General features: G+C 68.2%; 10 protein-coding genes and 1 pseudogene. 5 read left to right on the top strand and 6 right to left on the bottom strand.

Features of this window, described 5'->3' with window-relative positions:
* Positions 1-78: 78 nt before the first annotated feature.
* From GA0115259_RS30235 to GA0115259_RS30210, 5 genes are all read right to left on the bottom strand, one after another.
* Entirely contained in the window at positions 79-1,125 is a 1,047-nt protein-coding gene (locus GA0115259_RS30235) for a chymotrypsin family serine protease (RefSeq protein ID WP_176732702.1), read from the bottom strand.
* 582 nt (positions 1,126-1,707) lie between these two features.
* On the bottom strand, positions 1,708-2,109 hold the full coding sequence (locus GA0115259_RS30230; RefSeq protein ID WP_161230504.1) for a hypothetical protein: 402 nt from the start codon (positions 2,107-2,109) through the stop codon (positions 1,708-1,710).
* A gap of 459 nt (positions 2,110-2,568) precedes the next feature.
* Positions 2,569-3,225 carry a hypothetical protein gene (locus GA0115259_RS30220; protein ID WP_093602894.1) on the bottom strand — a complete coding sequence of 219 codons (657 nt, stop codon included), beginning with the start codon at positions 3,223-3,225 and terminating at the stop codon, positions 2,569-2,571.
* Positions 3,222-3,974, bottom strand: a complete 753-nt coding sequence (locus tag GA0115259_RS30215) for a TnsA-like heteromeric transposase endonuclease subunit (RefSeq protein WP_093602902.1) — start codon at positions 3,972-3,974, stop codon at positions 3,222-3,224. The genes GA0115259_RS30220 and GA0115259_RS30215 overlap by 4 nt, the downstream gene beginning before the upstream one ends.
* A 177-nt stretch (positions 3,975-4,151) precedes the next feature.
* Positions 4,152-6,065, bottom strand: a complete 1,914-nt coding sequence (locus tag GA0115259_RS30210) for an ATP-binding cassette domain-containing protein (protein ID WP_093602892.1) — start codon at positions 6,063-6,065, stop codon at positions 4,152-4,154.
* Between the two features lie 464 nt (positions 6,066-6,529).
* On the opposite strand from GA0115259_RS30210, the gene GA0115259_RS30205 reads away from it, so the two are divergent.
* From GA0115259_RS30205 to GA0115259_RS30190, 4 genes are all read left to right on the top strand, one after another.
* Positions 6,530-7,063 carry a spore-associated protein A gene (locus tag GA0115259_RS30205; protein ID WP_237540601.1) on the top strand — a complete coding sequence of 178 codons (534 nt, stop codon included), beginning with the start codon at positions 6,530-6,532 and terminating at the stop codon, positions 7,061-7,063.
* A 147-nt stretch (positions 7,064-7,210) separates the two neighbouring features.
* The gene (locus GA0115259_RS30200; protein WP_093602900.1) at positions 7,211-7,750 is read left to right on the top strand and encodes a GNAT family N-acetyltransferase; all 540 of its coding nucleotides are present in this window, start codon (positions 7,211-7,213) and stop codon (positions 7,748-7,750) included.
* Positions 7,751-7,766: 16 nt separating this feature from the next.
* Positions 7,767-8,150 carry a TraR/DksA family transcriptional regulator gene (locus GA0115259_RS30195; RefSeq protein WP_093602890.1) on the top strand — a complete coding sequence of 128 codons (384 nt, stop codon included), beginning with the start codon at positions 7,767-7,769 and terminating at the stop codon, positions 8,148-8,150.
* A gap of 251 nt (positions 8,151-8,401) precedes the next feature.
* A complete protein-coding gene (locus tag GA0115259_RS30190) occupies positions 8,402-9,190 on the top strand; it encodes a hypothetical protein (protein WP_093602898.1) in 789 nt (262 codons plus the stop codon).
* Between the two features lie 369 nt (positions 9,191-9,559).
* Here the strand turns inward: GA0115259_RS30190 and GA0115259_RS30185 are convergent, their stop codons facing one another.
* A complete protein-coding gene (locus GA0115259_RS30185; RefSeq protein WP_093602888.1) occupies positions 9,560-11,236 on the bottom strand; it encodes an APC family permease in 1,677 nt (558 codons plus the stop codon).
* A gap of 293 nt (positions 11,237-11,529) precedes the next feature.
* Between GA0115259_RS30185 and GA0115259_RS41290 the strand changes: the two are divergent.
* Positions 11,530-11,736 (top strand): annotated as a pseudogene (locus GA0115259_RS41290) (hypothetical protein); the annotation flags it as partial.

The raw sequence follows: 11,736 nt of genomic DNA, 5'->3' as shown, positions 1-11,736 counted from the left end.
GCCGTGCCGGGGTGCCGGGCGGGCTGCGTCGGCCGGCCGGTGAGCCGGCCGGGCCGGTGGATCAGCCAGGCCCGTGGATCAGCCAGTCACGATGGCGACGCCGAGCATGGCGGTCACCACGGTCCACGGCTGGATGTAGCCCGTGGTGTTGTTGCCCGCGATGACATGGCCGCGGATATACGCACCGGAGTTGTCCTTGGCGTAGAAGGCGCCGCCCGAGTCACCGCCCTGCTGGAGTGTGCCACCGGTATAGGCGATGACAGGCGACTTACAGCCCGTCGCGGTACACACCTGCGCGGTGGTACTGGTCGCCGTGTGACCGCACTGCTCGCCGGTGGTGCGTCCACTGTGGCAGTAGTTGTTGAAACCGACGACGGCTCCGCCGGCCGAGACCACCGGGATGCTGGTGCTGCTGGTGACACCGCCGGTGAAGACGCGGCCCGCGTAGGACTGCCCGCCGATGAGTTCCATGTCCGCGGCGTCGCCGGTGACCGGAGGCAGACGCCGGTCGGAGACGGTGCCGTAGGTGTTCGCGCCGGACTCGGTCACGACGGTGGTGCCGTTGTTGAAGCAGTGGCCGGCCGTGGTGATGAATCTGACTCCGGATCTCTGCACGGCGTAGCCGGACGAGCACAGGAAGCCCTCGGCCGCGATGCCGCCGCCACCGTAGAACGGCGATGTGTCGTTCCTTCGGTCGAAGGTGTCGGTCGTGGTCGCCGGGCGGAGCTGGAGCCGGTCGGCTGCCTGGCTCTGCGCGGCTCCGGCGCCGGACAGATCGGTCAGCTCGGAGACGAGACCGGCCGGCGCGTCGGTTTCGAGGACGATGCGCCCGGTGGCGGGATCCACGTAGCTGGCGAATGTGTACGTGGTGCCGTGCGTGGCGACGTGGTCGGCGATCCGCTTCTGGATCGTCGCCAGCGCCGATGTCACGGAGGGCGACGGCGCCACGGTGTCGGTGTCGGCCGTGTGGTCCGGGGCCGGACTGTCGTCCTTCGGCGCGGTCGTGCGGACGGGCTCCTTGTCCTTCTCCCCGCCCGGTGCGCCCTGTGCCGGGCCGGCGCCCAGAACCGCCAGAACAGCGATGGCCGCGCCGAGCGCGCCGAACAGCTTCTTCGTCTTGATCACGTGGAATCCTTCCGGTACCCACGACCGGGGCCGTGGCCTGGCGAGATGACGGACCGTCAGCTCCGACGGGCCGGCGGCGCGGACGCCTCGCGCCACCACGCGCACCGGACGGCAGGGCCAACCCGACATGAACATGGCGTAAGAGGCGAGTCCTCAGCATCTCGGCGGCGACCGGGGATGAGGGAGGGACCGAAAGTGTGGTGTCCCGGCAGACAGCAGCACTCAGCAGGCGCGCGCCTCTGCCGCACGCCCGCATCGCGCACTTCCCGCACGCTTACCGCGCCTCCGCGCGCCGTCGCGGAAGCGGCGGGCGCCTCGGCCGGTCACCGGATCCCGTGCCGTACCTGTTGCTGTCGATGACCGCCCTGACAGTCGATGACCGTCCTGGCAATTGATCATCTGGTGTAGGGTCCGCGACCTCGTGCGCACCGCGTCCTGCGGAAACGCTGGAATCTGGGCTGGATGCGCACTGGCGGATCGGTTGGGGATGCGCAATCCGCTCCGGGGGGCATCGCGTGGTGGTCACGGTGCGTCGTCGAGGAGGGCTGGTGTGCTCCACGGCCGGCGTATTCGTGGGCCCAGTCAGACGGACGGTGAGTGCTGGTGAGAGGTTCTGTAGTGGTTCAAGTAGGCATGCTGTTCTTCGTCGAGTGAAGGTTTGTCCTCGCTCTCGACTACCTCGCTGATGCGGTTCTCGATCCAGAAGCGGTAGGCCCACTCCTCGAAGGTGGGAGCGCAGTACTGGAGAGCCTCCATCTGCTCGTCCAAGTCGTTGATGTCACTGTTCCCGTTGAACTCGCCGCCGCTGTCGTGGGCTTCGTACTCATACTCGTACTCAAGGTGGGAGTGCACCACGAAGGCCGAGCTGCCGGGCCGCAGGTAGAAGTACCAGGGCGAGCGGGCCGACGCGGGGGACGCCCTTGCCTCTCGTCCTGCTCGGGGTTCGGCGTTCCCGACGCTGGCCTGGGTCGAGGGGGGTGACATGCTGCTGGGCGGCCGGCACGAGGCCGGCGTCCGGCAGGGCGGGTGCGGCGGCTTCGCCGAGCTGGTATGCGCAGACGATGCGGAGCCGACGCGGGCCCTCGGCCCGGTGGCGTCCTCGGGTGCAGAGAGCCGGCTGTGACGGGCCGTCGTCCCGGGTGCCGTGCGCGCGGACCGGCTGCCCGCAGGAGGGGCACCGTTCCAGCAGCAGGCAGAGGTGCACTGGGCAGGCGAAGGACCGCCATCGCAACGGTGAGTTCGCACTGCACCCAGCAGCAGGTCACCGGCTCCATCGCGAAGACGTTAAACCGGTTGGTGTCCAGCACCACGTACTCGCCCGGTCGCGTCGCGCGCAACCGGCCGTAAACCCCCTGCGGCCGGTTGGCGATCGACCGTTTGCCCTTGGTGCTGCCCTCGAACGCGTTCGAGCCTTTGGCCAGCTCCCGCAGCACCTCATAGCCATTAGTGCGAGGCGGCAGAGGAACCGTTCCCCGGCCATGGTCCTGGGCGAGACGTTCCTCGATCTCCAGCAGGACCAGGTTCCGCACCGGCCGAGAGGACTTCTCGTGTCTCTTCAGCACCGTCCGAGCGGCATCCGCCCACCGCGGATCCACCCAGTCCACCGCCCGGCGCACCGGACGTTCGTTCACCAGACCGGCGGGACCGGACCGCTTCACCCGGGCGACCCACCGGCGGATCGTCGCAGGATCGACCCCGACGTTCGGCGGCCTTGGCCGTGTAGCGGTGCATCAGCGGCACCCCCGGCGCATAGTCGGGACGAGGCTCGCCCTGCAACGCCAGTTCCTCTGTACCGAGTTGGAAGCTGGTGCGGACTTCCTGGACATGGCGAAGCCTCACCGTCAGCGCGTCGTCCTCGCTGTCCTCCAGGCCGCTGAGCACCGCAGCCGCCGCCGGCTCCTCCTCGGGCGCGTCGACCAGGACCTGCGTGGTGGGGTGCGAGAGCAACGCGGAGATATCGACCTGCCGCCACTTCGGCGTCCCTGCGACCGCGGCCTGCTGCAGCAGGATCCGGCGCCCCTCGATCTCGGCGACCGTGAACTGCTCGCCATCGAAGCTGATCGCAAGCCCCGGCCGCAGAGGGACAGTCCACGCACTCACGCGCACCTCCGCAACTCTGATTCCCCTGACAGCGGGCGGGACAGGTCCGTGGACAGCCGCCCAGACCACAGCAGCCCCATCAGCGCGGGCCTCACCTCGTGGACGGGACCGTCACCGGCCAGCCGTCGCTCGGCGACGGCCATGGGCTCGCCGTCCACAAGGTGCTGCCAGGCCCACTCGACCTCAGCTCCGGGCACGATGCCGGGACGCCGATACGCGGCCAGGAACCGTACATTCTCCAGCAGCACCCGATCCGCGCCGGACCAGATCTCGTATTCCCAGCCGTGCCGTTCGACCAGCTCACCCGGCCAGGCCAGGGCCTCCGCGATCTCCGAATCCAGCAGACGGTCCTCCGGTTTGACGTTGACCACCCGCACAGTGCCCGAGCTTATAACCAGCAGGAAATCCGGAACATGGCGCCGTACCCGGTCACCGACCCGGGCCACCGGCCGGCACGGCTGAGCAAAGATCCCGCATACCGTCGGATCGAAGTCCGCCAGCAGCAGCCGGGCCAACTCCAGACGGCTCTCATAGACCACGTGCCCGCCCGTCGTCGCCGACGCGTAGCTGCCCGAGTAATGCGCCTGCCCGTGTACCGAGCGAAACCGCCGCCATGGCACCGACTCCGTGAAGTCCGCCAACCGCATGTGAGCAAAGGGAACTTCGCGTACCGATTCGGCCTCGTACCGGATCGACGCCGTAGGCGCCCTGCGTACATCGCTGGCCTTGCCCGCGCTCCGTACCGCCATACTCTGGACGGTACGGAGCACCCCGCGTGCTTCTCCCTGAGAGATCACAAGAGATCAACACCGACCGCTACGGACCGCGACCATTGCGCACCGAACCCCGGATTTGCGCATTCACTGCGCATCCCCAGCCGACATTGCGCATTGGATCATGGACCCTACATCTGGCAGGCGGAGGGATTATCGGTCCTGTGAGAGTGCCAGAAGTTCGGCGAATGTCCCGCCCGCGTGTACGAGGTCGTCGTACCGGCCCTGTTCGGTGATACGGCCCTGTTCCATGACCACGATGTGGTCGGCGACCCGTGTGTTCTCCAGCCGGTGTGTCACGACGATCGTGATGCGGTCTCCGGCGATGGCCTTGATCTCCTCGAAGATCTGGTGCTCGCCCCGCGGGTCCATCTGCGAGGTGGGCTCGTCCAGGATCAGCAGCGGCGGGCGCCGGTACAGGGCTCTGGAGCAGGCCAGGCGCTGCCACTGTCCTCCGGACAGCTCCGCGCCGCCGAACACCTCCCTCGCGAGGAGGGTGTCGAGGCCGCTCGACAGGTCCTCCACGGCTTCCCGCATGCCGACCGCGTCGACGGCTTCCCACACCGGCCCGTCGTCGAAGGTTCTGGGCTGGCCCAGCGTCACGTTCTCGCGTACCCGCAGCGGCCATTGCGCGAAGATCTGTGGCACCAGTCCGGTGCAGGCCCAGACGGTGGCGGGCTCGACGGCGGCGAGATCCGCGCCGTTCCATGTCACGCGGCCCTTGTCGGCCAGGTAGATACCGGTGATCAGCCGGGTGAGCGTCGACTTGCCGGAGCCGTTGACGCCGACGATCGCGAGGATCTGCCCACGCCGCAGTGTCAGGGAGACACCGTCGACGGCCGGCTTGTCCTTTCCCGGGTAACGGTAGGTGGCTTCCTCCAGCCGGATCTCCTTCACCGGCGCGCTCACGGTCAGCTTCCCGCGCTTGGGCGCCCGCTCGCCGGCGTCGTCGAGGAATGCCTGCATGTCGCTCAGATAGAGGCTTGTGTGGAACACCGCGGCGCCGTTCATGATGACCTGCGACAGTGCGGCCAGCGTGGTCTGGACGGCGACGACCGCCGTGGCCGCGATGGCGAGCGCGACCCGGCCCGTCACGGTCAGCCAGGCGAGCGCCACCCATGTGGCGACGAGAAAAGCCCCGCCGACGAGCGACGACACCAGGGCGATACGCAGTGTCCGAGGCGCGGCGGCGAGCGTGCGCCGGTCGACCCGCTCCGACAGGGACCGGTACCAGTACAGCAGGTAGTCCGTCATCCCATTGGCGCGGACCTCGTCGCCGTACTTGGGAGTGGTCGACCACCACCGCATCATGCCCCGCACATTGCGGTCGGCGATGTTCGCGTAGTGGATCTCGTAGTCGACCCGGGCGGTGAGCACCGCTCCGACGCCGGCCGGGAGTACGGCGAGGAGCAGGAGCGGCAGCATCAGCACGTTCAGGACGGACAGGACGCCGCCGGCCGTGACCATCTTGACCAGGGCCGACATAAACCGCTGGGCGTCGGTGACCATCACATGCGTACGGATCACCCCCATCTCCGCGGCCTCCTGCCGGTCGGCGAACCCGTCCACCGCATAGGCCGCCGCCTCGACGCGGCAGACCGCCTCGACCAGGGCGGTGTCCGTCACGGTCGTGAGCCTGGGCGTGATCCGCCGCTCGGCATACACGGCCACGGCGCCCGCGCCACGGCTGAGAGCGGAGGCACCGGCCACGACCAGCAGCGCGGGCAGCGCCTCGTGCAGCCGGTCGGCGACTGCACCGCCTCCGAGGACCGGACGCATGGCCCTGGCCGTGGCGGTCAGCAGCACCGCGGCGGCCACACCGGTGACCAACTGACAGACCAGGAGCAGCAGAACGGCCCGGCGGTCGATGTCCCAGGACATCTTGGCGATACGGCGCAGCACCGAGGGAAGCTGCGTACAGACCCTGCGGAAGGAGACCTCGCCGAGCGGGTTCACGGAGTACTCGCCCGTGTACGTGATCTCGGCGGGCGGCGGTGGCGGCGGTAGCGGTGACGACGGCGATGGCGGTGGCGCGGCTTGCGTGTCCTGGGTATCGGCTGAGGTCAACTGCGTTTCTCCTGCACGGTCGTTGTCATCTGTTCGGTGTCACCGGGATCAACGACGCGAGCGGCGATATCGAACACACGTATTTGAGACGGAGCGGATCCCGCATGGGAGCGCGAGGCACGCAAGGTGTGGAGTGCATCCACCCTTGGGACATGCGGGAAGGCCCCGGACACGGTGATGGCCGAAACGCCGAGGCCGATAAGCGTGTGACAGATGGGATTCGCGGCCCTTCGTACAACTGCACCCGGCCACCGCCGACGCGCGGCGGGAACAGCTCGTCCGCCATCGGTTCTTATGGAACGGTCCCCCTGTCACAGCGCCCTGCGTGTCAGGGACCCAGTGCCCCGTAAGCCATGCTCCGCACGCCATAAGCAGAGGCCGCGCTTCCGTACAACGGTGTCCGTGATCCACGGGTCGTACCGGGTGAGATGCAGAAGCATCCACGAAGTCACAGGGGGAAAGACATGCGGAAATCACGTCGTGCGGCAGCGGTGGTGGCCTTGGCCGCGCTCGCCGCGGGAAGCACCGCCACCGCCATGGCCCAGCCGGCCGCCGCCGCGCCGACCGCCGCGTCGGCCCAGGTCGCCTACAACGGCGTCTGTGGAAGCGGCTACTCGGTGGTGAACTGGGCGGACATCGGCAAGCAGGGCACGGTGTACCTCACGTACAACTCCGGCAGCGGCAAGAACTGTGTGGTGACCATCCGCAAGACCAGCGGATCACCGGTGTACATGTTCTCCTACGTCGGGGTACCCGCGACCGGTGAGGCACACGTCGACGGGGACTACTACTACTCGTACGCGGGACCGGTGTACGCCTACGGGCGTGGACTGTGCGTGGACTGGGCCGGTGGTATCTCCAACCAGGAGACGTGGACGTACGGTTCGAACTGCGGGGCGCTCGTGGCGACCCGTGTGACGAAGAACGGCGAGACGACCGCCCGCTCGAAGGTCGACGAGCCTTCCGCGCCACACGCGGGTGTCACGGCCGGACGCTGACACACCGAACCCGGCGCGCGGCTCTGCGCGCGGTTTCTCGTGAGGCAGGACGGCGTCCCTTCCCCGGCATCGGAGTCGCCGGGGAAGGGACGCTTCACACGGCGGCCGGTGACGCGCGTCCGACTGCATAGAAGTACGATGTCCGGCATGAATATCCGTACCGCCTCCTTCGGCCACCCCGACGCCGTCAAGCTCAACGATCGCGTGCAGCTCGAGTACGCCGAGCGATACGACGACGAGGGCGACATCACGCCTCTCGACCCCGCCATGTTCGAGCCGCCGCAGGGCCTCTATCTGATCGTCTACGACGACCAGGGCACTCCGATCGCCACCGGCGGCTGGCGCAGCCAGGACAAGAACGACCACGGGTACGCGGACGGCGACGCGGAGATCAAGCGCATGTATGTGATTCCCGAGGCGCGCGGGCGCGGCCTGTCCCGGCGGGTACTGGCCGCCCTGGAGGACGACGCCCGCGCCGCGGGCCGCACCCGGATGGTTCTGGAGACCGGCACCAAGCAGCCGGAGGCCATCTCCCTCTACACATCGAGCGGCTACGAGCTCTGCGCCAAGTTCGGCCACTACCGCTTCGACGAGCTCAGCCGCTGCTATGCGAAGCCGCTGGTGACCACCGGGCTCGGGTCCGTCCCGCACGACCGCCGGCCGCCCGCGGAATGCGAAGCCGGGTGATGACGTTGCCACTGCGATGGGCGATTTCTTCGGTGATGCCACTTTCCCTCCGGTCGGGCGCAAGGCCGCCTACGGGCGGCTGGCGGCCGAACGCGCCGGCACGATCGCGCAGATCGCGTTTCTGAGCCGCGATTTCACCGAGATCGTCGAGGCGAACGCGCTCGTGGCGGTCGATGACGAGCACGATCCGGAGGGATCGAGCACCGCCTTCGAACGGGCCCACGTCGCCGCCCTGCTCGCGCAGGCCAAGGACCGTCTGACCGATCTCGACCGGGCACTGGAGCGGCTGGAACGAGGCGACTACGGGCGGTGCGAGGTGTGCGGCGAGCCGATTCCGGCGGAGCGCCTGGAAGTGCGCCCGGCGGCGACCACCTGCGTAGCCTGTGCCGCGACCCACTGACTTGACCAGTACGTCGGCTACGGCGGGACGACATGGGCCCACAGCACCGGGTGTGTGAACGGGCGGGGCTGCCGACGGAGTCGGGCGGTGATGATGTCCGTGTCCGGTAATGGCCGGTCGACGAGCCGTCGGCGGTCGCGGGGAAACCCTCGTCGGGATGCGAAAGCCGGTGCACCGTAGTCACGACGCCACCGTCACCCGCCGGGGGGAAATTCGGCGGGATCGCTCTTGATGTGGGGGTAATCATGCGCATGCGTATCCGCTCTGCCGCGGCCGTCGTTGTCGGCGCCTCGGCCCTGTCCGCTCTCGCCCTGCCGGCCGTTCAGGCCGCTCCGGCCGCTCCGGCCGACGATGTACAAGGCGACACCCAGATATCCAATGTGATCGTCAACGACGGCAAGTCCATCGTGGTCGGCTCTTCGGGCAAGGCGTCCGTGACCGTCAAGCTGACGGCCTCCGACCCGAACGGCATCAGCGACGCCGGCGGGATCCTTTACCACGGCACGGACGTCAACCACAACGACTGGGGTGTGACGCTCCCCAGCTGCGGCGAGCACCTCGTCACCACCTACACCTGCTCCTTCGCGCTGAAGAGCACCTCGAACCGGCACTTCGGCGTATCCAAGAACGCGCAGGCGGGCACCTGGAAGATGTGGGCCTACGCCATCGGCGCCGACGGCGATTACAGGTTCAGGGACCCCGCGAAGACCTTCAAGGTCCTGCGCGCAACCAAGCTCACCGCCAACGCGACCCCGGAGCCGGTGAAGAAGGGCAAGACCATCACGGTCACCGGCACCCTGACCCGGGCGAACTGGGAGAGCCACAAGGACATCGGCTACGGCAGCCAGTCCGTCGCCCTGCAGCTCCGCAAGGCAGGGACCACCAATTACGTGAACGTCAAGGGCATCAAGTCCAGCAGCACGGGCTCCCTGAAGACCACCGTCACCGCCTCTGCCGACGGCTACTACCGCTTCACCTACGCGGGCTCGGCGACCGCCGGCGCGGTCAGCGCGACCGGCGACTACATCGACGTCCGGTAGGCACCGCACTCGCGGACACACGCGGCGCCGGGCCGTCCCCAGGGGCGGTCCGGCGCTGCTTTCTGCCCGTCGCCCGGCGAGTGACACGAAGGGCACCTGACGGGCCAAAGCCCAGGTCAGGCGCCCCTTTCTCTGGGCCTGGAAGAAGCTGAGCTCCTTCGGGGAGTGGCTGACCAGCAGGTTCTTGGCCCGACGAATACGCCCGACTTGTCCTCATGATCGCCGCGCACGACTCCGCATCGCCGGCAGCGGCCTGCTGCGCCTGACGCGGCGGATGCCCTCGTTGACGGAGTCCTTCCCGCGTGATCCGGGGGCTTGTACGTCATCGACGACTCGGCGGGCCGGAGACGCCGGGTGCTGCGTAACGGGTCATTTCGGTGGCCTCCCGGTTTTCGCGCCGCCCGCCGTTGGACGACGCCGCACGGTGGACAGTAGGGACCGGTACGTTGCCATCAGGTTGCCGCGGATGCGGATGCGGGTGTGGGCGTGGGTGTGGCCCTGACGGGCTCCGGATCCGGGCACGCCCGTACGTTCGCGCTGGACGAGCCAGTAGTACGTGAAGCCTCCCGCGGCGACGATGCCGACGAAGAGGAACACGCCCCAGCGCGGATACCAGTGAAAGGGCGCCTCCGCGTTGTGGACCTCCGGGCGTGGCCAGGCGAGATTGACCGACATACCGATTCCCCAGAGCACGGCGAGGAGATTGACCGGCAGCCCGAACCGGCCGAGTGAGAAGCGCCCTTTGGACGAGAAGTGCTCCTCGGACGTGGGCTTGGGCCGCCAGGTACCGCGCAGCCGTTGCACCAGCATGGGCAGTGTGACCGTCAGATAGGCCAGATAGATCATGAGGATCGCGATACTGGTGATCACGGAGAAGATCCGCGGTTGATTGACATTGATCACGAGAATGCCGACGGCGACCAGCCCGACGGTGATCGCGGCCACCACCGGAGTCCCGAACCGTGGACTGACCCGGGCGAGCAGCGAGGAGGCGGGCAGACAGTCGTCGCGGGCCATCGCGAAGACCAGCCGGATCCCGGCCCTGTGCACCGTCAGCGCGCAGACGGTGATGGCGATGACCACGCACCACAGCACGATCTCGCCGACGGTCGGACCGAGAGTGGAGAGCAGCACGAACTGGATTCCGTCCGCGGACAGCCGTGTGGAGTTCAGATCGGGCACGGCCAGCAGAGCGAACAGGACAACGAGCCCGCCGATCAGGAGGGAGACGACGAGGGCTCGCAGGATCGCGTGCGGAGCGCTGCGACTGGAGTCGAGGGACTCCTTGTCGCGCGATGACGCCGTGCCGAATCCGTATATGACATAGGCGGAGGCGAGCAAGGCGGTCAGAAGCGCGCCGACATAGCCGAGCGACTCACCGATGCCGCCGGCGCCGCCGCTGCCATGACCGGCTGACCGGGTGATCACGCCCGGCCCGTGCGTGAGATGCGCGGCCAGCAGCGCGATCAGGGTGAGGGCGGCGATCAGTTCGACCAGCACTCCGGCCGAGTTGACCCGGGCCATCGGTCTGGCTCCGAACGCGTTGACCAGAGTGGTGAAGAGAATCAGCACCGAGCCGAGCAGTACGGCGTTGGCGGCGGCGTCGGTCTTGTCTGTGCCGGGCCCCACGAACTGGAAGAACCGGGAGATCTGCGGCAGCGTGATCTGGTAGGCGAGGGCGACCGTGGAGAGGGAGACCATGGTGGCCGTCACCATCAACCAGCCGCTCAGCCAGCCGATATGCGGACCGCCGAGCTTCCTGGCCCAGTTGTGGACCGGACCGGCGTGGACCGAATCGGTGTGGGCCGAATCGGCGACGGGATGGCGCGCAGCCAGCTCGCAGAAGCACAGCGCCACCATGAGCTGGCCGAGGAACACCATGGGCCATGACCACCAGTAGCCGGGCCCGGCGAATTTCACACCGAAGTAGAAGAGCGGGAAGGTGCCGGTGAGGATCGCGAGATAGCTGATCCCGGCGGCGAAGGTGTGGGTATTGCCGAGGGTGGGCTGGCGAGTCGGCGTACCGGTTTCCGTCTCGACAGGCATGACACTCCTTCATATGGACACGCACCGTGGTGCCCGTAAACCGAGAGTAAGGAGATCCGGGCCGGTTCGCAGTGCGAGCGACGGCGGGCAGCGGGCCGCGCTCGCCCAGGGAGGAGAAAACGCTTCCTGTCCGCTGATCTGTGACGAAGAGACCCTCAATGCTCCATGAGTGAAAACCCTTTACACCCCCGGAGCGCTGACGTAAGACAAACCAAGGGACCACCGCCCGGCACACCCGCACACGCCGTACGCACACGTCGCACCGCTGCTCCTGGAGAGACGGAGAAGACACGATGTCCCAACCGCCCGGCTCCGCACCCGACTTGTCCGCCCCGCGCCCTCTCAACCGGCGCCGTGCCGTGGCCGCGCTCGCCGTCGCCGGCGTAGGCGCCCTGGTCTCCGGCTCCGTCGTATCGGCGTCCGCCGCCGTACGCTCCGTACCTGCTGCCGCGCCTGCCTCCTCCCGTCGCCGGGCACGGCTGCTGGCCGCTGAACGGGTC

Source organism: Streptomyces sp. MnatMP-M17 (assembly GCF_900091995.1).
GTDB lineage: Bacteria > Actinomycetota > Actinomycetes > Streptomycetales > Streptomycetaceae > Streptomyces.
The sequence above is the reverse complement of the archived record's forward strand: the minus strand, read 5'-3'. Positions and strand labels throughout refer to the sequence as shown.

Bases quoted from the DNA above. Each gene is read 5' to 3' on its own strand.
- GA0115259_RS30200 (WP_093602900.1), top strand. From the start codon at position 7,211: ATGAATATCCGTACCGCCTCCTTCGGCCACCCCGACGCCGTCAAGCTC.
- GA0115259_RS30190 (WP_093602898.1), top strand. From the start codon at position 8,402: ATGCGTATCCGCTCTGCCGCGGCCGTCGTTGTCGGCGCCTCGGCCCTG.
- GA0115259_RS30215 (WP_093602902.1), bottom strand. From the start codon at position 3,974: ATGGCGGTACGGAGCGCGGGCAAGGCCAGCGATGTACGCAGGGCGCCT.
- GA0115259_RS30185 (WP_093602888.1), bottom strand. From the start codon at position 11,236: ATGCCTGTCGAGACGGAAACCGGTACGCCGACTCGCCAGCCCACCCTC.
- GA0115259_RS30230 (WP_161230504.1), bottom strand. From the start codon at position 2,109: ATGTCACCCCCCTCGACCCAGGCCAGCGTCGGGAACGCCGAACCCCGA.
- GA0115259_RS30195 (WP_093602890.1), top strand. From the start codon at position 7,767: ATGGGCGATTTCTTCGGTGATGCCACTTTCCCTCCGGTCGGGCGCAAG.
- GA0115259_RS30205 (WP_237540601.1), top strand. From the start codon at position 6,530: ATGCGGAAATCACGTCGTGCGGCAGCGGTGGTGGCCTTGGCCGCGCTC.